The organism is Fimbriimonas ginsengisoli Gsoil 348 (assembly GCF_000724625.1).
In the GTDB taxonomy this organism is placed as follows: domain Bacteria; phylum Armatimonadota; class Fimbriimonadia; order Fimbriimonadales; family Fimbriimonadaceae; genus Fimbriimonas; species Fimbriimonas ginsengisoli.
Genome location: NZ_CP007139.1, coordinates 1814512 through 1836144, shown reverse-complemented (window position 1 = coordinate 1836144; position 21633 = coordinate 1814512). Strand labels below are relative to the sequence as shown.

Annotated in this window: 18 protein-coding genes; 8 read left to right on the top strand and 10 right to left on the bottom strand. The window is 61.4% G+C overall.

Features of this window, described 5'->3' with window-relative positions; genetic code table 11:
- Window positions 1-101: 101 nt before the first annotated feature.
- From OP10G_RS08390 to OP10G_RS08380, 3 genes are all read right to left on the bottom strand, one after another.
- A complete protein-coding gene (locus OP10G_RS08390; RefSeq protein WP_025226336.1) occupies window positions 102-605 on the bottom strand; it encodes a macro domain-containing protein in 504 nt (167 codons plus the stop codon).
- 8 nt (window positions 606-613) lie between these two features.
- Entirely contained in the window at window positions 614-1519 is a 906-nt protein-coding gene (locus OP10G_RS08385) for an aldo/keto reductase (protein ID WP_025226337.1), read from the bottom strand.
- Between the two features lie 64 nt (window positions 1520-1583).
- Window positions 1584-3314: an NAD(P)/FAD-dependent oxidoreductase gene (locus OP10G_RS08380; protein WP_025226338.1), complete on the bottom strand. Its 1731-nt coding sequence runs from the start codon at window positions 3312-3314 to the stop codon at window positions 1584-1586.
- 53 nt (window positions 3315-3367) lie between these two features.
- Here OP10G_RS08380 and OP10G_RS08375 point away from each other — a divergent pair, with 53 nt between their 5' ends.
- A complete protein-coding gene (locus tag OP10G_RS08375; RefSeq protein ID WP_025226339.1) occupies window positions 3368-4681 on the top strand; it encodes a cation:proton antiporter in 1314 nt (437 codons plus the stop codon).
- On the opposite strand, the gene OP10G_RS08370 is transcribed toward OP10G_RS08375, so the two are convergent.
- On the bottom strand, window positions 4678-5952 hold the full coding sequence (locus OP10G_RS08370; protein WP_025226340.1) for a PhoPQ-activated protein PqaA family protein: 1275 nt from the start codon (window positions 5950-5952) through the stop codon (window positions 4678-4680). The two genes, OP10G_RS08375 and OP10G_RS08370, sit on opposite strands and share 4 nt — an antisense overlap.
- Before the next feature lie 197 nt (window positions 5953-6149).
- Between OP10G_RS08370 and OP10G_RS08365 the strand changes: the two genes are divergently transcribed.
- On the top strand, window positions 6150-7607 hold the full coding sequence (locus tag OP10G_RS08365; RefSeq protein WP_025226341.1) for a stalk domain-containing protein: 1458 nt from the start codon (window positions 6150-6152) through the stop codon (window positions 7605-7607).
- A 162-nt stretch (window positions 7608-7769) separates the two neighbouring features.
- Here the strand turns inward: OP10G_RS08365 and OP10G_RS24285 are convergent, their stop codons facing one another.
- The 5 genes from OP10G_RS24285 to OP10G_RS08340 form a co-directional block, all read right to left on the bottom strand.
- Window positions 7770-8657: a dihydrodipicolinate synthase family protein gene (locus OP10G_RS24285; RefSeq protein WP_025226342.1), complete on the bottom strand. Its 888-nt coding sequence runs from the start codon at window positions 8655-8657 to the stop codon at window positions 7770-7772.
- Between the two features lie 121 nt (window positions 8658-8778).
- On the bottom strand, window positions 8779-10029 hold the full coding sequence (fahA, locus tag OP10G_RS08355; protein WP_025226343.1) for a fumarylacetoacetase: 1251 nt from the start codon (window positions 10027-10029) through the stop codon (window positions 8779-8781).
- Window positions 10030-10075: 46 nt separating this feature from the next.
- On the bottom strand, window positions 10076-10969 hold the full coding sequence (locus OP10G_RS08350) for a hypothetical protein (RefSeq protein ID WP_025226344.1): 894 nt from the start codon (window positions 10967-10969) through the stop codon (window positions 10076-10078).
- A 14-nt stretch (window positions 10970-10983) separates the two neighbouring features.
- Window positions 10984-11370 (bottom strand): hypothetical protein, encoded by a 387-nt coding sequence (locus OP10G_RS08345; protein WP_025226345.1) that lies wholly within the window; start codon window positions 11368-11370, stop codon window positions 10984-10986.
- A 2-nt stretch (window positions 11371-11372) separates the two neighbouring features.
- Window positions 11373-12995: a CTP synthase gene (locus OP10G_RS08340; protein WP_025226346.1), complete on the bottom strand. Its 1623-nt coding sequence runs from the start codon at window positions 12993-12995 to the stop codon at window positions 11373-11375.
- 242 nt (window positions 12996-13237) lie between these two features.
- On the opposite strand from OP10G_RS08340, the gene OP10G_RS08335 reads away from it, so the two are divergent.
- From OP10G_RS08335 to OP10G_RS08315, 5 genes are all read left to right on the top strand, one after another.
- Complete coding sequence (locus OP10G_RS08335) at window positions 13238-14152, top strand: alpha/beta fold hydrolase (RefSeq protein ID WP_025226347.1); 915 nt, start codon at window positions 13238-13240, stop codon at window positions 14150-14152.
- Window positions 14153-14304: 152 nt separating this feature from the next.
- Window positions 14305-14808, top strand: coding sequence for a hypothetical protein (locus OP10G_RS08330; RefSeq protein ID WP_025226348.1), 504 nt, complete (start codon window positions 14305-14307; stop codon window positions 14806-14808).
- Between the two features lie 24 nt (window positions 14809-14832).
- Window positions 14833-15390 carry a hypothetical protein gene (locus OP10G_RS08325; RefSeq protein WP_025226349.1) on the top strand — a complete coding sequence of 186 codons (558 nt, stop codon included), beginning with the start codon at window positions 14833-14835 and terminating at the stop codon, window positions 15388-15390.
- 57 nt (window positions 15391-15447) lie between these two features.
- Window positions 15448-16002, top strand: coding sequence for a hypothetical protein (locus OP10G_RS08320; RefSeq protein ID WP_144241057.1), 555 nt, complete (start codon window positions 15448-15450; stop codon window positions 16000-16002).
- A 129-nt stretch (window positions 16003-16131) separates the two neighbouring features.
- A complete protein-coding gene (locus OP10G_RS08315; RefSeq protein WP_144241056.1) occupies window positions 16132-19341 on the top strand; it encodes a S41 family peptidase in 3210 nt (1069 codons plus the stop codon).
- A 29-nt stretch (window positions 19342-19370) separates the two neighbouring features.
- Here the strand turns inward: OP10G_RS08315 and OP10G_RS08310 are convergent, their stop codons facing one another.
- Window positions 19371-20717: an APC family permease gene (locus OP10G_RS08310; protein ID WP_025226352.1), complete on the bottom strand. Its 1347-nt coding sequence runs from the start codon at window positions 20715-20717 to the stop codon at window positions 19371-19373.
- A 38-nt stretch (window positions 20718-20755) separates the two neighbouring features.
- Here OP10G_RS08310 and OP10G_RS08305 point away from each other — a divergent pair, with 38 nt between their 5' ends.
- Window positions 20756-21544 carry a type I pantothenate kinase gene (locus tag OP10G_RS08305; RefSeq protein ID WP_025226353.1) on the top strand — a complete coding sequence of 263 codons (789 nt, stop codon included), beginning with the start codon at window positions 20756-20758 and terminating at the stop codon, window positions 21542-21544.
- The last annotated feature ends 89 nt before the right edge of the window (window positions 21545-21633 follow it).

Here is a 21633-nt window from a genome sequence, read left to right as displayed (position 1 = left end):
GCACTGGCTTCTAGCCAGTGGGTCCCAAGGGCATCCTGCCCTTGGCCCTATTCCACGACCGGTACGGTCGCGGGGTTCATCGGCTGGGAGCCGATGCCACGTTAGCCGTTCGCTAGCTTGGCGAAGACTTCGTATTCCTTTTCGCCGAACATGGCGAAGACGACTCGGTCGAGATTCGTGGCCGTCTCGCGGACGGTGTTTAAGGCAATTGGGGCCGCGCGCTCCAGCGGGTAACTGTAGACGCCGGTGGAGATGCTGCAGAACCCGAGCGTGCGAACGCCGAGACGCTCGGCTTCCAGGGTGGCGTTCCGGTAACAATCGGCCAGGAGGGCTGGCTCTCCGTTCAAACCACCCCGCCAGATCGGGCCGGCGGTGTGGAATATGTACCGAAATCCGGTTTTGAAGCCGGGGGTGACGACGACCTTTCCGGCTTTGGCTCCGTGGGGAGCAACCCTCATCAACTCCCCGATAAGCTCCTTACCGGCAGCGCGGTGGATCGCGCCATCGATCCCGCTACCACCTCGCATCGCGGTGTTGGCGGCATTGACGATCGCCTCGACGTCTTGCTCGAGCAAGCTTCCCCGCACGACTTCGATTGGCACCATGTTCCTAACTACTGCTCGCCGAACTCGAGATATCGCAGCTCTTCCGGGGAAAGTTTCAGCTTCGTGACTTCGACGTTCTGCTTGACGTTATCCACGGTTCGGAGACCGCACAGAGCGAAGATGTTCCCCGGCTGGCTCAGAGTCCAAGCAAGCGCCATCTGGACCGTGGACATCCCATATTTCTTGCCGAGCTCCTCGCAGCGCGCGCGGCGGGCTCGATTCGTCTCGCTGTCGTATGCTCGCAAAACCTCCGGGTCGTCGACGCCGGCAAAGTAGCCGCGAGCGGTAGAGGACCAGGCAAACAGCGGGAAGTTCGTCTCGGCATGCCAGCGGCGTCCCTCCTCGCCGATCGTCAGACAGCCGTCCCACAGCGGACGCACGTTTTCCGCGAGGGTCAGGTTCGGATTGTTTAGCGAGAACCCTTGCTTGCCCGCCTTCTGCGCGTACTCGTTGGCGGCGGCGATGCGCGTGTGCTCCCAGTTCGAGCCGCCGAACACGCCGATCAGCCCTTCCTCTTTGAATTCGTTTAGCCAGTCGACGATCTCTCCCACCGGGACTTCGGGGTCGTCGCGGTGGAGGACGAAGAAATCGGTGTATCCGCGCTCGAGCCGTCGATGGTTGTCGAGGATGTCGCTTCGCATATCCTCTCGCGTCACCCGCTTTCGGCCGTAGGGGTGGCATCCCTTGTCGAAGTAGATCACCTCATCGCGAACGCCCCGGCTGCCCGTCCACGCCGCGAAGATATTCGAATTGGCGCCGTAGCAGTGGGCCGAGTCGAATGTGCGTCCGCCGGCTTCCCAGTAGGCATCCAGGGCGGCAAACGTGTTATTTGGGGCAGCGCCCATGAGGAAGTCGGTGCCGCAAACGATGCGGGAAACGGGCTTGTCGAGATAGGGAACGGTTCCGGTGGTCATCGGGTGGGGAGCGTCCAGGGCGCTCCCCAGGAGGATACTTGACAGAGCGGGAGGTTATTCCAAACTACGCCAAGCTGGAGGCCCTTCTATCCTCCGGCAGATCGAGATCGTGGTTGGTCTCGATCATCGACGAGGCTTCCGGCTGCCAGTTTTGGAGCGAGTCGCCGGTGGCGTATGCCCGCGGCTCGACCCATCCATCGCGAACCATTGCCTCCAAGGTCTGGACAAAACCCTCGTGCTCTACTGGCGTGTATCGGATCCCTTTTTTGGCCATCTCGTGCGAGATCATCGCCAGCGCTTGGGAGATCCTCGGGGAATGCTGAAGTCCCATCACGAGGTACGCGGCCAAACCGGTTAGCGGGAGCAGCTTTCCATTTCGCCGGTAGGCAGGAATTGGAATGACGCGGCCGCTTTCGTAGTGGGCCAGCTCGACCTTTTCCGCGCCGGCAAGATCGAGCACAAAACCGTTGAATCCCGCGGTAGCGGGAATGGCCGGCTTATCCGAAAGCCGTCGGCTGATCTGGTGAAGCGCGTTGAAGCTCACGGTGCCGAAGCCACCCACGTTCAGGTCTTCCTCGATAAAGCCACCGGTCCCGAGCCACTGGAACGCCTTTTCGGCATCCAGCTCCAACCCGGCGTCTCTTGCGATCTCCCGCGTGTACTCCTTGAGGTCGGAGAAGTGGGCGTTAGCGGTGTACCAGTAGTCGGCGAACTTGATGTGCTGGAGCACCCGGCGGCGATTACGTCCGTCGTACTCGGCCCGCAGCCATTTCTTGCCGCTGCCACGGTCCATCTCCATGATCGTGTAGGCCGCTTCCCGGGCAGAGGCGTGGGTGAGACTCAAGCCCGCGGAGAGGATCGGGTCGGCGAAGCCGGCGGCTTCGCCCACGAGGAACCAGTTTTCTCCGGTCAAGCGCTCGGCCACGAAAGACCAGTCCTTGGTGGTCGATAGTTGCCCTTCGCGACTGCCGTTCCGCGTGAGACCGCGAATGCGCGGCTCGTCCTGGATCGCCTTCATGTAAAGCTCTTCGGGCCGCATGCCGCTCTTCTTGTAGTAATCGGCGGGGCAAACTAGGCCGAGGGAGGTTCGGGTGGGGCTGAGCGGGATAAACCAGAGCCAGCCGTAGCCGACGCTCATCACCTGTATCCGGGTACCGCCGACTCCGATGTTGACCGCCCACTCGGCGTTCTGCCAGTAATCCCAAATCGCGATGTTGCGAAGCGCGCTCGGCTCCTCGATTCCGATCCCCATCGCTCTTCTAAGAAAACCTGAATGGCCGGAGGCGTCGATATAGTAACGCGCTTCGACCTTTTGCCCGTCTTCCAGCACGAGTCCCTTTACGGTGTCGCCGGAGCGGAGCACTTCTCGGACTCCGGTCGCCTCGTACACGTCGCAGCCAAGCTCGCGAGCGTGATCGAGGAGGATCTTGTCGTAGATCGATCGATCTACCTGGAGCGCCGTTTCCCGGCGTTGGCCTTCAAATTTGCCGGGTCGAGGGGCATCGTCGAACTTACCGTGCGGCAAGAAATGGAAGTCCCAGAGGTCGTCGCTATTGCCCCAGCGGTAGGTGCCGCCGACCTTGATCGGGAAGTCGGCGGCTTCGACCTTATCCCACACACCCAGCTCGTGAAGAATGGCGCCGATGACCGGAAGCTGGCTCTCGCCGATGTGGTCCCGGGGAAACGTATCGCGCTCGAAAATGGCGACCTTTAGCCCCGGTTGGTACTTCTTTAGAAACCCTCCACAGGTCGAGCCTCCAGGCCCGCCTCCGATGATAGCGACGTCGACTTTCACCCGTTCAGGATACTGCGAAACGTTTCTCAGGCCAATCCGTTATAGTATTTCTCGTGACCGAAGTCGACTTGATGCTCCGTTTCTTCCTCCAGATCCTCGTGGTCTTGATGGTGTGTAAGGCAGTCGGCTGGTTCGGGCAACGCTTCCTCGGCCAAACCCAGGTGGTGATGGAGATGCTCGCGGGCGTCTTTCTCGGCCCCTCCGTCTTTGGCCTTCTCGCTCCGGGGCCTCAGGCTTGGCTCTTTCCGTTGAATTCCACCTATCTTGTCGGCGGCGCGGAAAAGTCGTTTCGTCACCCCTCGATGTTCATCCTGTACGCGGCCGCCCAGTTGGGGCTGGTGCTGTACATGTTTCTGGTGGGGACCGAGTTCAACATCAAGTTGATCCAGCATCGGGCGAAGGGCGCGATCTCGGTTTCGCTCGCCGGAATCGCCGTCCCGTTCGTCCTCGGCGCCGGCCTGGCGGTGTTTACCTACAAAGGCTGGGGGTTGTTCAAGGAGAACATCACGCTCGGAACGGCCTGCCTTTACTTCGGCGCGGCGATGTGCATCACCGCGTTCCCGATGTTGGCGAGGATCATCTACGAGCGGAAGATCGCGGGTACTACCCTGGGGACGCTGGCGCTTGGCGCGGGCGCTACGGACGATGCGGTGGCCTGGTCGCTTCTGGCCGTCGTTCTCGCCTACGCGAAGGGGAGTTGGACCTACGCGGCGTACGCGATCCTGGGCGGCCTTCTCTTCGGTTTCGTGATCCTCAAGTACGCAAGCCGATTGTTTGTAAAGCTGGCGGAGACGATGGAGCGCCAAGGGGAAATGTCGCAGGGGCTCTTCGTCACTACGATGATCCTTCTATTCGCCGGCGCGTACATCACCGACGCGATCGGCATCTACGCGGTGTTCGGCGCGTTCCTGATCGGAGCGGCGATGCCGCGGGGCGCGTTCGTCGATGAGATTCGCAAGCGGATCGAGTCGCTCACGGTTTCGGTGCTGCTTCCATTCTTCTTCGTCTATTCCGGTCTCAATACCAAGGTGAACCTTATCGACTCCCCGTCGATGGCGATGATCGCCGTCGTCGTCGTCATTGCCGCGATCCTCGGTAAGGGGCTCGCGTGCACGCTGGCCGCCAAGGCGAGCGGAGAAGGTTGGCGCGAATCGTGGGCGATCGGGACACTGATGAACGCCCGCGGGCTGATGGAACTGATCATTCTCAATATCGGCCTTCAGCAGGGCGTCATCACCCAGCGCCTCTACACGATCATGGTCATCATGGCGATCGTCACCACTCTCATGGCCTCCCCGATCTTCCAGTGGATCTACAAGCGCCACCTGGGGCATCTGCGGGACGAGACGCTGGCGGTCGCGGTTTAGCTGCGTTTAATAATCTGCGTTGGCGTGCTTAGGCTGAAGGTTCGGCCCTTGGCTTTGTAGCGCATCTCGACGAAGAGCGCCAGGTTGCCGGGGGGCGGGGCTTTTGCGCCGTTGATCTCGGCCCCGGTTTCGTTCACCGGGATCGCGTCGAGGCGTTGATACTTTGACTTTCGGAAATCGAGGGTATCGGAAGCCGCTACCCAGAGCCGAGCCTCGGTAAGCGTAGCGCCTCTCGCCCTGGTCACGCGGGCGCGCCAGTGGAGTAGGCCGGAGGCGTCGACTTTGTCGTCGATGTGCGCCTCGACCCTGGGCATGGCGAACTCGCCGGCGAGCGAGCGGGCGAACGCCCCGATGGTGGCGGCGGCCAAAACGCCGCCACCGAGGTCGTGGCCGACGTTCGGCACGCTCAACAGCCAGTGCGGCTGCCGAAGCCGGCGCCAATAGAGGCTCGTCGCATCGGCCGTCCAATACGGATCGTTCGTTCCCTTCACTACGAGGGTGGGAATTCGGATGTTGGGAAGGTACGAATACGGATCTACGATGGCGGCGAGGTGCCTTCCTTTGGGGGTTTCCAGTTTTTGCTGCAGGCCGCGTCGGGTGTAGTCCTGGATCATCTCGCTGTAAGCGCCCCAGCTCTTGATCTGGTGCTCCATCTGCGGGGCGACGTTAAGGTTGTCGTAGACCATGGGGGCGATTCCGATCACCCGCCGGTCCTTGGCCGCGCCGACCAACCAGGTGGTCCAACCGCGCTTGCTCGCCCCGGTCACCACGAAGCGCCGGATCGGGTTCGCGGTTCCCTTCGTCGCTTCCTGCACGGCGTCCATGGCGCGGAGGGCGCTCTTCGTCATCGGAAAGAGAAGGGGCCAAGTGGGGTCGTTGGTCCGGAGATACTCCTCGAAGGTGTGGGCGATGAGGTCGTCCTCGCGCATCCCCCAGATCGGCTGGTTCGGAATATCGAAGAGCATCGCGATCGGCATCCCGGTGGCCGCCGACATGAGGGAAATATCTCTGAAGTCGCCGTCGCGAGGCCCGTCGCCGGTGATGTAGAGGATGCAGGTGCCGCGAATGCTCGATTCGACCGGCTGGCGCAGGATGAGCGAGTGACGCCACTTGACGCCGTGCCAAGTCTGGCTCGTCATCCGGAGCGTTAACCCATGCTCTTCACGTGTCGCGACCGAAGATTCGAAGGAAGAATCCGGTTTGACCAGGTAATTGTACAGTTCTTGCGGAGGTTTAATATTCCCGTTGAGAGCGAGCAAAAGGGTCAACATGGCGAATTTCGCGTCCCGATAACCCTACCGCAGATTCAAATACAGACGTGAGACCGACGCCGAACGATTCATCGACCCCGACACGTCCCTCCCTTTCAGAGACCTACTCGCCTTGACATCCGGTGGCGAGCGTGGGAGAATTAGACCGGCACGCCATGTGGCGGGTTCCAAAAGGGTTGTTGGAAGGGTAGTTGGATATGTCAAAGACGAGCAAAACGATTAAGAAGATGATGGTGCTCGCGGGCTTATCGGTGGTCGCTGCATCTGCAAGCGCGCTCCCGATCGACGCGAAGATCATGATCGACCGGGCGCTGAATAGCCCCACGCTCACTGTGCGATACAACGGCGCGAACACCGCGCTGGTTGAGCTGAGGGTGAATGGCGAGAGCCTCGGAACTCGAGCGGTATCGGCCGCCAAGGCCTCGGGAGAGACCAATTTCACGCTGAACCTCAGCGACCTGCACGACGGAGATAACGAGGTCGAGATTCGACTGTTCGATCGAACCGGCAAGCTCGTCGGCAGCGACAAGACCAACATTTCTACCGACCAGAGTAATACCGGTCCGGTTTTCCTCAAGACCCCCAAGGTCGGCCAGACCGTTCGAGGATCCGTCGAGATAGCGATGGGCTTCGGCAGGGAGCTCAAGAATGTCTACGTCAGCTTCTTTGTCGACAACAACTTCAAGAAGATGACCAACTATCCGCCGTACACCTTCTCCTGGGACACCATCGGAGAGAGCAACGGCTGGCACGAGGTCGAGGCGTGGGCGATCGATGAGTCGAGCGCGACGTTCAAGACCCGCAAGACCAAGGTTTTCGTCAACAACCCGGGCGGCCCCACCAAGCGCATCGGCGTCGACACCGAGCTGAAGACCTCCGCCAACCCGAAGACCAACGGCGTAGAGGGTAGCGAAGCCGGTTTCCGGCCGATCTCCGTTAGCGCCGCCGCCAAATCGGTCGGCGCGAGCGGAACCACCCATGCGCCGAAGATCGCGGGAATCGCGAAGTCCAACGGCGTCAAGGCTATCGAAGTTGGGTCGCTGAGTGGGATGAAGTCCGCTCCGACCGCGGTTTCGTTCGCCGCCGGTCCGCGAAGCCTTCCGCCCAGCACCAAGGTTTCCTATGCGCCCACCGCCAAGGTTTTCTCTCCGAAGGTCGCGCCTAAGGTGACTTCCGCCGCAAGTGTGATCTCGATTGCGGCTCACACGTCCGGCCAGGTGCCTACCCTCGGCCATGTGGCTGCAGCGACCAATATCGTCCGGATCGTGAAGGGCTCGCGCCTTCCGAATCTCACCAGCTTCGCGGTGGTGCTCAACTCGCAGTACGTCGACTTCGACGTCAACCCTCGCGTCGACGACGGCGTTCCGATGACTCCGTTCCGCCATCTGCTCGAGAAAGCCGGCGGCACGGTGGACTGGGAGAACCTCACCAAGACGGTGAAGGCAAAGGCCGACGGCCACGACATCCGTCTGCAGATCGGCGATAAGAACGCGCTTGTCAACAAGCTCAGCGTGAGCCTCGAGGTTGCGCCTTACATCGATCGCGGACGAACGATCGTTCCGCTCAGCTTCCTTCACGAGGCGCTCAACGTGAACGTGGAGTACGACAAGGAAACCGGTCACGTGCTCATCAGCAACGCCACCCCGGGCAAGTAAGCCCAACCACTACCCCGACGGGCCAAGAGCTTCGCTCTTGGCCCGTTTTCGTGCAGGGGTGGCACTGGCATCTTGCCAGTGGGTCCCTAGGGCTTCCAGCCCTAGCCGAATTCACACGACCAGGATGGTCGTGATAGCCACGGGCTGAAAGCCCGTGCCACCTTATTGAACTCTACCGACGAGCTTTGAGATGTGAGCCCAGGCCTCTTCGACCACGGATGGCTCGGCCGAAAGGAGCGGTAGGCGGGGGGAGGGGTTCTCAAGGAGGCTGAGGCGGTGAAGCATTGCTTTGTTCGTGGCCGGTTGGGGAGACTTTCGGATCGCCTGGAGTGCAGGCATGATGGCCGCGTGTTTGGTTTCCGCCGACTCTTGGTCGGTCGGCCATTCCGACACGATAGCGCTCAACCAATTCGGGATCAGGTTTGCCGCGCCACTGATCGTTCCCGACCAGCCCGCGCGGAGAGCGTCAACGAGAAGCGTCTCGTCTCCCACCAGCATCGTCTTTCCGGTGCCGCTTAGGGCTTGCGCGTAGTCGGTGATATTCGCTTGGTTTCCACTGCTGTCTTTTAGCCCGATCAGTCGATCGTGTCGGGCGAGCCGGGCGATCAGCTCGGGAGATAGCGCGATTCCGGTCCTCTGTGGCAGGTTGTAGGCAAGGATGTCGAGAGGAGAACGGTCGAGGAGAGCTTCGAACCACTCCGCGATCCCCTCCTCCTTCGCCTCCCGGAAGTAGGCCGGCGGCATCACCAACGCGGCCGTGGCGCCAGCCGAGTGAGCCTGTTTGCAAGACCACACCGCCTCTTCCAAACTTGCGGTCGCCACCCCGAGAACGACGTGAAGCCCCTCAGCGAGCGGAACCACGTCCCGCACAAGATCGCGCTTCTCGACCGCGCTCAGGGACGGCCCCTCGCCGTTCGTCCCCGCCAGCACGATCCCCGAGCACCCGTTCGAGCGAAACCAAGCCACCAGGCGAGCAAAGCCGGGCAGATCGATTCGACCGCTGAGGTCGAACGGAGTGACGGAAGCGGGGAGGACTCCGGAGAGAGGCATGGTTGGAGTTTACGGGTTGTGGGGGCGTGTTTGGGCGTTAAGGCGTTGGGCGCTAGGCGTTGGGACAGCGGCTCGTTAGGCAGAAAGAGTTATTTCTGATCTAACGCCCAACGCCTGGCCCTTACCCCATCACCGTCGTTCGCAACTCTCCGAAACCGACCCGGTATCCGTCTCCTTGGCAATAGCCGGTGATGATGACGGTGTCGCCGTCTTCTAGGAAGGTTCGCTCTTCGCCGGTCTCGGTCATTTTGATGGGGCGTTGGCCGCGCCAGGAGAGCTCGAGGAGGGAGCCGTAGGTTCCTTCGGCGGGTCCGCTGATCGTCCCGGTGCCGTAAAGGTCGCCGGGTTCCGTGTTGGTTCCGTTCGATGTCTGGTGCGCGAGCTGTTGGACGAAGCTCCAGTAGAGGTACTTCGCGTTGGAGCGAGAGAGCACCTGGGGTTGGGTCATCTTTTCGGTCTGGATCGCCACCTCGAGGTGGATATCGTAGTGGCTCGGCTTACTCGGTTGGAGATGCGGAAGCACGTCCGGCTCCTGAGGGGCCCCTTCGACGCGGAACGGCTCGAGGGCATCGAGGGAGACGATCCACGGCGAGATCGAGGTGGCAAAGCTTTTGGCGAGGAACGGGCCGAGCGGCTGATATTCCCAGCGCTGAACGTCGCGGGCTGACCAGTCGTTCAACAAAACCACGCCCAGGATGTGGTCCTCAGCGGATCCGATCGGAATCGGTTCGCCTAAGTCGTTCCCTTCCGAGAGGAAGAAGCCAAGCTCCAGCTCGAAGTCCAGCTCCTTGGTAGGACCGAAGACCGGTACTGGGTCGTCCGCTCCCTTCGTCTGCCCCTTGGGGCGCCTCACGGGCACTTCGGACGGGATCACGCTGGAGGCGCGGCCGTTGTAGGCGACCGGAAGGTGGCGGTAGTTCGGAAGGAGAGGCGGCATGTCCGGCCTGAACATGCGTCCCACGTTGCTGGCGTGGTGGATTCCCGAGTAAAAGTCGACGAAGGCCGGAATCTCGACCGGGACGAGCATGTCGACCTGGTCGATCGGAATCAGCGCTTCCGAGCAGAGCTCCTTATCGTCGCGAAGGGTCGGGTTGTCCTCTTTCAAGAGCTCGTAGACAAGTCGCCGCAGATGGCTGATGTCCTCCCGATCAAGGTCGATTAGGCTGTGGAGAACCGGGAAATCTTCTTCCGGGAGCAACCCGCAGGCGGAAAGTTGGCAGAGATCGACGGCAAAATCGCCGATACGGACGACGACGGTTTCGTTGTCGTCCTCCCGGGCCGCGAGCCCGAACGGCAGGTTTTGAATTGGAAAATGGCTGTCCGGATCGACCGCGATCCAGCTTTTTGCGTCAGGGGGAATGACGAGACTCATGAGGACTCTCCTTAACCTTATGGACGATTGTGGGCGAAAAAGTGCGCTAGGCGGCGAGCAGCCCCAGCCCCCGTAGACCGTCCAGCGGTTCGTCCACGGAGCACGAGCCGAAGGAGACGAATCTGGCCCGCGCTTCATCGAGATCGTCGAGATTGGCAACTCGGTCGCGCCAAACCAATTGGCGCGCGTCGAATTTCCAGGCGGTCGGGTCGGCATCGAGAAGCAGTCGCTCCATGTCGCGACGCGACATATCTTCGGAGATCGAGAAGGCGGCCGCCCCTAAGACGTTCAGGAAGCCATGCATCGTGGCTCCCGTAGCAGGGTCGGGGCAGGGCAGGGGATGATGAAGGCCTGCGGTGAGCTTAAAGGGGACGTCGAGATCGACGCAGCCCCGGATAAAGCCGGCAAGATTCCACGCATCAGGAAAAGCGCTCGCTTCCTGCCCGCCGGTTCTCCCTTTGGCGCCCAGCCACTCCGTTTCGGCGATGAACGCCAGCGAGTCGTCGAGACCTTCCCCCCACGGAAGCTCGACAAAAACGTCGGCATCGCGGAAGCCGCCCAGATCGCGGGAGTAACCCGGGAGGCCGGCGTGATTAGGGATTCTGATCTCGTAAGCTTCGACCTCCGCGCGGTCTCCCATCCGCTTGTGGAAGTCGTTCATATCGGCGGCGTCTTGGGCTAATGCCTCTTCCCAACTCGCGCGATCGCGGCTTGGCCGCCCGACCGCGCTCACTGGGACGTAGTCGGCGTTACGTAATGTATCGGCGAGCTCCGAGAGGCGACTGGTGGAACAGACGAAACGGGACACGATCCATTCGTCGGGACCCGAAACGGTTTGGAGATACCGACTGACCGCGTCGGCCATCGAAAGCCGAGCGGGCGGGAATAGCCCCGCGTAATCGATGACCCCTTGCAGGAGCCGCTCCATTGAGACCTGCATCACGCGAAGGATACCTAGAAGGTAATCAGCATGCGCCCGGTGACGTAGCGGGCGCCACCTTCGTACGTGCCGGCGAACATCAGCAGAACGGCCTCGTCGCTTGGGGTGATCGTGAACTTCGCTTCCTCGGCGCCGAGGGCGGCCTCGGGCCAGTCGGAGCGGAGCTTTCTTGTTACGGCGCCTTGGCTGGAATCGAGGCCGAACCACTTCGCCGAGATCTCGATCATTCCGTCGTTATGTGGAAGGCGCCGGGTCTTCTCGATCAGAAGCTCGTCGATTCCGTCGAGTTGGGCGACGATGGCGGCCTGGATCGGCGCCACATTCTTCTCCAGCATCGGGCGGCCTGCCTTGACGATTTCCTGCCGATATTGCTCGAAGGCCGGTTTTTGAACTTGAGGCATATCTAGGTCGCGGCTCCCACGCTCGCTCGCCGAAGCACGGCGGCTCGCACCAAGCCCTCGAACAGGGGGTGCGGCCGGTTCGGCCGAGATCGGAATTCCGGGTGGGCCTGGGTGGCGATGAAGAACGGGTGCGAGGGGACCTCGATCATCTCGACCAGCCGGTAGTCCGGGGAGACGCCGGAGATCGCCATGCCGTGCTGCTGCAGCTTCTCTCGGAAGTCGTTGTTCACCTCATACCGGTGCCGGTGGCGCTCTTCGATTCGGTTGGAGCCGTAAAGCTGGGCGGCCAAGGTTCCGTTCACGAGATTGCAGGGATAGCTTCCCAGGCGCATCGACGCCCCTTTATCGGTCACGTGCTTCTGCTCGGGCAGCAGGTGGATGACCGGGTACGGAGCGTCGGCGACCATCTCCTCGGAGTTGGCCCCTTCGAGCCCACAGACGTTTCTGGCGAACTCGATGACCGCCATCTGCAGCCCGAGGCAAATTCCTAAGAACGGAAGCCCCTTCTCGCGGGCATATTCGATGGCGCGAATCTTCCCTTCGATTCCCCGGCCCCCGAATCCGGGAGCGACGACCAAAGCGTCGACCTCGGCCAGGAACTCCTCCGGCGGGCGTCCATTTTCTAGGCTGTCGCTCTCGATCCACACGATTTCGACGCGGCTGTCATTCGGTATTCCGGCGTGGGTCAGCGATTCGGCGATCGACTTGTAAGCGTCGCCGTTGCTCGTGTATTTGCCGACCACCGCAACCTTGACCGAGTTGCGCGGATCCTTTAGCGTCTCGACCAGCGCCTGCCATTCGGTGAGATTGACCGGGCGCGGCTCGAGCCGGAGGCGGTTGACCACGAAGTCTCCCAGGCCAGCGGCTTCGTACTCGATCGGCACTTCGTAGATGGTGTCCACGGTTTTCGATTCGATGACCGCTTGCGGCGGTACGCCGCAGAACAGGGAAATCTTCTCGCGAACGTCATGGGGGAGCGAGACCTCGCTCCGACAGACGAGCACATCGGGAGCAATGCCGATGGCGCGCAGCCGCTCTACGGAGTGCTGGGTCGGCTTCGTCTTGACTTCGCCCCACGGTCCGACGGTCGGAACGAGCGTCACGTGGACGTACATCGTGTTCTCGATCCCGTGATCGGTGCGCATCTGGCGGATCGCCTCGAGGAACGGCAGCGATTCGATGTCGCCCACCGTTCCGCCGATTTCGGCGATGACCACGTCCGCCTCCTGCTCCTTGGCGAGAGCCTGGATCGCGCGCTTAATTTCGTTGGTGACGTGCGGAATGACTTGGACCGTGCCGCCGAGATAGTCGCCCCGGCGCTCCGCGTCGATGACGGCGCTATACACTTTGCCGGTGGTCACCGACGAGCCGCGCGAGCAGCTTACGTCCATGAACCGCTCGTAGTGGCCCAGATCGAGGTCGGTCTCTGCCCCGTCGTCGGTTACGAACACCTCGCCGTGCTGGAACGGGTTCATGGTTCCCGCGTCGACGTTGATGTACGGGTCGAGCTTCATCGGAGCGACGGTAAAGCCACGATTTCTCAGGAGCCGCCCAAGGCTGGCGGTGGTGATTCCCTTTCCGATCGAGCTTACGACGCCTCCGGTAACGAAGATGTATTTGGTCACGGTCTCACTCACTCCTGTCACCCACAAACGACTAGGTCCGGTCAGGCAAAAACCTTTCCGGACATAAAGTGCAGGGGGTTTGGAGAAGTATACACGCCGCGCCGGCAATGGACCGATGGAAATGCATTCATGAACCGCTCGCATGCGAAGGTCGAATGTTAAAAAGCGAGCCGAGACCTTTGGCCCATCGTCGAAAACAATCCGGGTTAGAGGGGCCTCTAACTTCTTAGAGGATTCACGCCATGATTGCTACCGCCGACCGCCAGGACGCTCAGTGGCTTAACCGCCACTCCTACCCGTTCACCCCGAATTATCTTCAGGTCGAGGGCGGCCGAATGCACTATGTGGACCAGGGGCAGGGAGAGCCTATCGTGTTCGTCCACGGCACTCCGACATGGTCGTATCTGTTCCGCCATCTCATTCGCGACCTTTCGGCGGACGGGTACCGGTGCGTCGCGCCGGACCACATCGGGTTCGGCTTGTCGGAAAAACCGGCCGACTTCTCTTACTCGCCGGGGGCGCTTACCCGAAACCTCGGCAAGCTCATCGACGAATTGGACCTTCACGACATCACCCTGGTGATTCACGACTTCGGCGGTCCGATCGGCATGGGATACGCCGTCGACCACCCGGAGCGAATCAAGCGAATCGTGTTGCTGAACACCTGGGTGGGAGATGTCTCCAAGGAACCGGCGGCCGAGAAGATCGGAAAGATGGCGGTGGGGCCGCTCGGCAAGTTCCTCTACTTGAGCTCCTTGTCGGGGCCGAAGATGATCAAGCCGCTTTTCGTAGACCGGGACAAGTACACCGAGGAGATCCAGAACGCCTACTTCGGCCCGTTCCTCCGAAAAGAGGACCGCCACGGCACCTTTGCCTTGGCCAAGCACCTGATCGAATCGAGCGCCTGGTTCAACGAGATCTGGAGTTGCCGCGAGGTGTTGCTCGGGAAGCAGATGATGCTCCTCTGGGGAATGAAGGACCCGACGTTTGGGGAAAAGACGCTCAACAGGATCTGGCACGAGTTCCCCCTCGCGGAGGTTCACACCCTCAAAGACGCCGGGCACTTCGCCCTCGAGGAGAATCCGCGCCAAGTGCTGAATTTCATGCGCGACTTCCTGAAAATGACTGCCAGCGCTAGCACCGGTTATCTGTCCTAACGCACGGACCGCCCGTCCCCAGACCGGCATCAAGGCGCATCGGCTCCCGGCCGATGCGCCTTGATGCAGGCATAGACCGTCAGGGCCGGATTCTATTAGACTTGGGTGGTGCTTACGGCTCCCTCCACCCTGTTATCGGTGCTGATCGCTTCATGAAAGTCCTGGTGGAGGATGTGCGGGTGGCGGAGATGCTTTGGCGTCTCAGACGGCGGGAGCTCGCCGACTCCGTCCCGCTCGCCGCGATGGCGGAGATCATGGACGTCGACCAGATGGAGGCGGCGATTCTGTTAAAAGAGGTACGAACCGTCCTCCCGGCGGCGCTTACGACGAGCTTGAAACGGGCGAGCTTGCGGGAAGCGGAGGTGGCGATCGCCCTCCACGCGACTCTCGGCCACCGCGACGAGGCGCCGATTGCTTTGCAGGAGGCTGCGCGCCTTTCCGGAGCTCCGATTGAGGAACTGCAGGCCTTGCTCCCGCTTGCGCGGGAACGCCTCGCTTTTGCGCGCGGCATGGGTCACTACGCCAACGTCCCGCGAACGCCGATTGAGGATTTTGGAGCCGTGGTCGGGGAGAACCCTCGGTCGTGGACGATCATGTGGATCGTCCTTGCGGCAATCGCCCTCATCTTCGGAACGATCGCGGTGTTTGGACGTTAACGCGAGGCAAGTTAAACTAGAACCGTGAATCGCTTTAGCGCCCTTTTCTTTGTGGGATCTTTGGTTGCCCTGGCTCCCGGTCAGGCCGCGATTTGGAAACCGGACCCGGCCATGGTGAAGCGCCTGGCTTCGGAGGTGAAGGTGGGCGGTTACCGGATCCGACCCCCCAAGGGGTACCAGACTCGTTCTCAAGCTGGCCCGGGGGGCTCGATGGCTTACGCATGGACCGGAGCGCCCCGGCCGGACGGAACGAGCCCGATGCTCATGCTTGCCATCGCTCCGATTCCGAGCGGCACTACGTCTACGGTACTGCAAATCGCGGAACAGTTCATCGGTGGAGTTCAACGCCGCAGAACCAATTTTCACCAGAGTCGCCCCCAAACGGGGACGATCGGGGGTCTGAAGTTCGTCCGGATCGCCTGGACCGGCACCGCCTCGGAGGTTTCCCGAAAGATGGAGGGGATTCAATACGTGGCGATCGATAACGGCCACGTGGTGGAGATCTGGAGCCAAGACGTCGTACCCGAATCGCGCCAGGCGCTTAAGTTGTCGGAAGCGGCGATTTTGTCGTTTCGGAAATAGGGGCTTACTCGCAAAGAAGAGCCGGCCGGAGAAGCCCGATCCACTACACTTGTGGTCGTGCTTGCGATCGTTACCACTGCAATATCGGCGCTGATACTCTCCCAAAACGGTCCCCTTACATGGAAGGTCGAAAAGGCGGCAATGGCGAAGTTGGGACCGCCAGTGTTGCTGGATGAGTATAAGATTCGGCCACCGAAAGGTTATCTACTCAGCAAGGAAATCGGTTCGGATGGATCGACCACATATTCTTGGATGGAGCCGCACCACCGAGGTTTGGGCAGCCCAGCGCTCATGTTAATGGTCCTAAAGATGCCGGCGGGAGTTCCACACGAGTCGCGGGAGGAAATCTCCCAAGAGACCCTACAAGGTCTCTTGCGGCACCTGCGAAACGGTCACATGGGCCAGACGGAAGTCCGCGATGTAGGTGGCTTGGAATTCCTTCGGACTTACTTCAAAGGTAAAGATCGCTCCGCAAAGCCTTCCGAGGGGTATCAATACGTGGCCGTCGACGGAAACAACGCGCTCTATTTCTTCCTCACACGTACGGTCGATCGATCGACCTTGGCGAATTTCCGGATTATGGAGGCGGCGGTGCTTTCGGTTAGAAAATGATCGGATTGTGCCGTCACGTCTTCTAGCCTTTAGGGGTTCCGTTCATCGGTTGGGAGCCGACGCTACCAGTTAACTTCTGGGGTGAGAAGCGGCATACTTAGTGTTAAGCACTCCTAGGAGGGATCACGCTTGAGTCTTATTCTTCTTTCAGCGGCGATGCTGACGATTACGGGCCAGCAGCAGGCCACCGTCGACCCGCGGCTAATGCGTTTTCCATCGATTCACGGCGATACCGTCGTCTTTACTTATGCGGGCGATCTCTGGGTCGCCAAGACCGAAGGCGGGCTTGCCCGCCGCCTTACCAGTAGCCCAGGGTTGGAGACCCGGGCCCGGATCTCTCCGGACGGACAGTGGGTCGCGTTCACCGGCCAGTACGAGGGGAACTCCGACGTCTTCGCGATTCCGATCGAAGGTGGCGAGCCCAAACGGCTCACTTACGAGCCGGAGACGGACAACGTCGTCGGCTGGACGCCTGACGGCAAGATCGCCTATGTCTCTGCCGCAGGCAGCTTCACGAATCGCCAGCAGCGGCTGTGGTACGTCGATCCGCGCGGAGGGCTTCCGATCCGCACGCCGATCATCGAAGCGGCCGAAGCCTCGTTCTTCCCTGGCGGCGACCAGATCGCCTACAACCGGACGAACAGTTACAACTTCAACTGGCGCCGGTATCGGGGCGGCACTCAGGGCCGGATTTCAATTTACAACTTCAGGACCAATCTCTACTCCGAACTGGCGCAGGGCCGGGAGCAGAGCTACTTCCCGATGGTGGCGAAGAACGCGGTCTACTTCATCAGCGACCGGAACCAGGGGACTCTAAACCTGTACAAGTACGAGCTGGGAAGCAAAAAGACCACTCAGCTTACGAACTACACCGACGAGGATATCAAGTTTCCGAGCACCGACGGTCAGTCGATCGTATTCGAGCGGGATGGCTACCTTTTCACCTACGACTTGGACAACGGCGCTATCAAAAAGCTGACGCCGAAGATCGCGAGCGAGAATCTGTCCGCTCGCCCGTATCTGCGTTCGCTTGGGAACCAGATAAGTTCCTTCTCGATCTCGCCTACCGGTACTCGCGTGGCGGTGGAAGCGAGGGGCGAGCTTTTCTCGGTTCCCAAACAGGGGGACACCCGGAACATCACCAATACGTCCGGAGCGCGCGAGCGACATCCGAACTGGTCGCCGGATGGACACACTATCGCCTACATCAGCGACGCTACCGGCAACTACGAGGTGTACACCCAGCCTCAGCTTGGTGGAACGGCAACGCAGCTTACGACCAACAGCGGGCTGTCGATGAACGGCTTGACCTACTCGCCGGACAGCAAGAAGCTGCTGATCACGACGGAAGCGAACGAGCTTTGGATGGTGGATATTGCCACCAAGAAGCTGACGAAGCTGTTGAAGGCGGAGTATGGCTTTGGCGGGGCGGAGTTCTCGCCCGACAGCCGGTACGTCGCGTTGATCAATTCCGGTCCCAACCTGATGGGCGTGGTGACGATCATCGACACGACCGACGGCTCTGTGCACAAGGTGAACGAGGGGCACTACTCCGACACGGGCGTTACGTGGGACCTGAGCGGCAAGTATCTCTACTTCACTTCGGCTCGAAGCTTTAACCCCACCTACGGGCAGTACGAATTCAGTCTCAAGGTTCAGGACGCGGAGCGGGTTTACGTGCTTCCCCTCACCAAGGACCTCGGCAATCCGCTGACGGTGCCTAACGAGGAAGAACCGGAGCAGATCGCGCCGGCGGCCACCCGCCCGGCGCCGCCATCGGCGACGGCGCCCAGCGCCCCGGGCGTCCGAATCGACTGGGACGGGATCTCCGACCGGGCGCTGCCGCTGCCGATGGGCCCCGGCAACTACGGCGCGATGATCGGTGCCGGCAACGGCGTTTTCTACGCCACCGGCGGGACCCTCTTCCGGTTCGACCTTCAATCGCGCGACAGCACCCCGATCATGGCGGGCTTCCTCGGCGCATTCGACATGAATCCAACGCGCACGAAGATGGCCTACGCCGGTCTCGGCGGCGTTCTGGGCATCGTCGACGTTCGACCGGGTCTGACTCCGGGCGCGGGTCGAGTGGATACGAGCGGGATTCAAGCGGTTATCAATCCGCGCGACGAGTGGAAGCAGATCTTCTGGGAGGCTTGGCGCTTCACTCGCGACAACTACTACGATCCGAACTACCGGGGCTTGAACTGGCGGTCGGTGGGTGAGCACTACGCTCAGTACCTCCCGTTCGTCAATCACCGCAGCGATCTCAGCTACGTGCTGGGGCTGATGATCGGCGAGCTCGGAACGGGCCACTCATACGTGCAGGGCGGCGACATGGGCCCGGGTCCCACGCCAATTCCGGTTGGCAATCTCGGAGTCGACTACGAAACCTTCAACGGCAAGGTTCGGTTCAAGAAGATCTACCGGGGCGAGAACTTCGAAGAGTCGCGCCGTGGTCCGCTCGGTGAGCCGGGCGTGAATGTCAACGAGGGTGACTACCTTCTCGCGATCGACGGTAAGCCGCTCGATGCGACGATCCACCCGGATTCGCTCCTGCTCGACAAGATCGGGAAGTACGTCACGCTGACGGTTAACTCCACCCCGAACGTGGAAGGAGCTCGCAAGATTCGGGTCCGGCCGATCGCGAGCGAGGCGAACCTCCGCTACATCTCGTGGGCGGAGGAGAATCGCCGGTACGTCGACAAGATGTCCGGCGGACGTATCGGTTACATGCACATCCCGAACACTGCCACCGAAGGCGCCGTCGAGCTGATTCGCGGCTACTATTCGCAGACCGACAAGGATGCGGTGGTGGTGGATGAGCGATGGAACGGCGGCGGATTTATCCAGCCGTGGTTCGTGGACACGCTCGGCCGCAAGATGCGGGCGGGGATTCAGAACCGCAATGCGAGCGACACCGGCGACGCGGTAGCGATCGAAGGGCCGAAGGCGTTGCTGATCAACGGCTACGCCGGCTCGGGCGGCGACTTCTTCCCGTGGATGTTCCGCCAGTCGAAGCTCGGTCCGCTGATCGGCACCCGCACTTGGGGCGGCCTCATCGGAATCTCCGGCGGCGCACCGCTGGTGGACGGCGGCAGTATCACCGCTCCGGAGTTCGCGATCTACGATCGGACGACGGGGGAGATCATCGCCGAGAACACCGGCATCTCGCCGGACATCGAGGTCGACGCCCGGCCGGATCTAGTCGCCAAGGGCGAGGATCCTCAGCTCGACGCGGCGATCAAGTACCTGCAGGAGGAGCTGAAGAAGATGCCTCCGAAGAAGAAGCGAGCCACCATCCCGGTGGTCGGCAAAGAAGGCCGCGTCAACGGAAAGTGAGTTGATGAAAATTGCCCGAGCGTCCGAGCCTATGGCTCGGACGCTCGGGCAATTTTCATATGAGTGAGTTTCCGCGAGTACCACACGACGGGGCCGCTTAGGAGGGCGACGGCGGTTACAAGGAGGGTTTTTCTTCCATCCTCCCCTTGAACCTGGGCGACGATCGCCGCGACGAGGATCACCTTGGGCGCCAAGGCGAGGACGATGACGCCGGGCCAACCGCCGGGGATTCGGTACGGCCGCGGAAGCTCGGGCTCCCGGTACCGCAACACGAGGAGCGCGATCGTTTCTAGAAACAGCCCGGCGGAGTAGATGACTACGTCGACTTCGGCCAGATCGGAGAGCTTGCCGAAGCTGAAGACGGAATAGAAAACGGCGCTAACCAGGATGGCTACCCAGGGGGTGCCGTAGCGGGAGTGAACTCGAGTCAGCGCGCGAGGCAGAACGTTGTCTTCGGCGATGACGAACGGGACCCGAGACCCGGCGAGCAAGGTCGACGAGAACAGGCCGGCGGCCGAGATAATGCCTCCGAACGCCACTGCGATGGCAAGCGGAGATCCGCCGATTCGCCGGGCCACCTCCGTCCAGGCGCCCTCCGTCCATGCGGCCGGATCGCGGAGGAAGGCGAGGCCGACGAGGACCGGGATGAGGTAGGTCAGCGTCACCAAAGGAACGCCGAGAGCGAGCGCTCGCGGGAACGCCTTTTTCGGATCTTCCACTTCGCCCGCGATGGTCGACATGGAATCCCATCCCAAGTAGTTCCACATCACGAGGAACAGTCCGGCGGTGAACGCCTCGTAGGCGGACTTGCCCACGTACCGCGGAGTAATGGCGGTTTCGGGATGGGACAGGAAGGCGGGAAGGCCGAGCGCGACGAGGATGACGAATGGAATCAGCAGCAGCGCGAAGAATCCGACCGCCGTCTTGCCGACCACCTTTACGCCCCGGATGTTAAGCCAGGTGAGCGGAACGATGATTGCCATTCCGACGCCCCAGCGGAGCCATGGGCGGTCGTCGAAAGCGGCTCCGTAGCCAAAGAGGCGGAGCAAAGTTTGGACGTAGGTGGCGAACATCACCGGATAGATCGCTACGTCTACCCAGGTGTAAACCCAGGTCCACCATCCGCAAAGGAAGCCCCAGAACGGCCCCATCGCCCGCCGGACCCAGACGTAGTAACCACCCTCGGCCGGGATCGCGCTGGTCAACTCGGCGGTCATCAAGGCGGCGGGAATCGCCCACACCAGGGGCATGAGGAGGATGAGGAAGATCGCCATTCCGGGGCCGCTCTTGACGACCTCTTCCAGCCCGTACGGTCCCCCGCAGACGCAGAAGTAGATTGCCGCCACCAGGGGCCAGAACCGAAGGCCTTGCTTCACGTCGCCAATTGTGAACGGGAGCGGTAGGCTAGGTCTTCGTGGTCACGTACTCTCGCGCGGAATGGGCGGCGCTGGCATCGCACTCTTCGGCGTTAGGAGGGGAAGTAGAGCTGGCGCCTCGGGAGGAGGTGGTGGAGGTTTTCCTTCCGCTGCTGCGGATAATCGAGGAGCGGCGTCCGTTCGTGATCGGCGTCACTGGGAGTGTGGCGGTCGGCAAGACGACTTTCTGCCGGGTGATGCAGCAACTGATTTCAGAGGCGATAGGCCCGGTCGAGATCGTCTCGACGGATGGGTTTCTCTATCCCACTCGGGTGCTGGAAGCGCAGGGGATCATGCACCTGAAGGGGTTCCCTCGGAGCTACGACCGGGCGAAGATGCACCGGTTTCTCGCCGATCTGCGGGCCGGTAAAGCTGCCAACGCGCCCGTTTACTCCCACGAAACCTACGACGTTGTGGAAGGGGGCGGGCGGAGTTTGGAGAATCCGGGCATGGTGATCTTCGAAGGGGTCGCCGCCTTCTACGATCCGGCGTCGATCGACTTGGCGATCTACTTGGATGCGGACGAAGAGGTGGTCGAGCAGTGGTTCTTGGCGCGTCTCCTCGGTTTACGCGAGCGGGCGGAGCCGGATTCGTTTTACTGGCAGTTCCGCCAGATGGCGACCGACGAATTCCTCGACCGCGCCCGCGGCGTCTGGCGGGAGGTGAACCTCGTCAATCTTCGGGAAAATATAGCGCCGACCCAGGAGTACGCGGACGTGGTGCTGAGGAAAGAGTCCGACCACCACATTTCCAGGATCACGATCCGAGAAAGGTCTCAACCCCTATAGACTGCGGTGACCTGTCACCGCTTTAAGTAGCGAGCCTGCGAGCGGTGGGAGGAATCGAACTCGTAGCATCGGCTCCCAGCCGATGAACC

Bases quoted from the DNA above. Each gene is read 5' to 3' on its own strand.
- OP10G_RS08335 (WP_025226347.1), top strand. From the start codon at position 13,238: ATGATTGCTACCGCCGACCGCCAGGACGCTCAGTGGCTTAACCGCCAC.
- OP10G_RS24285 (WP_025226342.1), bottom strand. From the start codon at position 8,657: ATGCCTCTCTCCGGAGTCCTCCCCGCTTCCGTCACTCCGTTCGACCTC.
- OP10G_RS08345 (WP_025226345.1), bottom strand. From the start codon at position 11,370: ATGCCTCAAGTTCAAAAACCGGCCTTCGAGCAATATCGGCAGGAAATC.
- OP10G_RS08370 (WP_025226340.1), bottom strand. From the start codon at position 5,952: ATGTTGACCCTTTTGCTCGCTCTCAACGGGAATATTAAACCTCCGCAA.
- fahA (WP_025226343.1), bottom strand. From the start codon at position 10,029: ATGAGTCTCGTCATTCCCCCTGACGCAAAAAGCTGGATCGCGGTCGAT.
- OP10G_RS08330 (WP_025226348.1), top strand. From the start codon at position 14,305: ATGAAAGTCCTGGTGGAGGATGTGCGGGTGGCGGAGATGCTTTGGCGT.
- OP10G_RS08390 (WP_025226336.1), bottom strand. From the start codon at position 605: ATGGTGCCAATCGAAGTCGTGCGGGGAAGCTTGCTCGAGCAAGACGTC.
- OP10G_RS08350 (WP_025226344.1), bottom strand. From the start codon at position 10,969: ATGCAGGTCTCAATGGAGCGGCTCCTGCAAGGGGTCATCGATTACGCG.
- OP10G_RS08385 (WP_025226337.1), bottom strand. From the start codon at position 1,519: ATGACCACCGGAACCGTTCCCTATCTCGACAAGCCCGTTTCCCGCATC.
- OP10G_RS08365 (WP_025226341.1), top strand. From the start codon at position 6,150: ATGTCAAAGACGAGCAAAACGATTAAGAAGATGATGGTGCTCGCGGGC.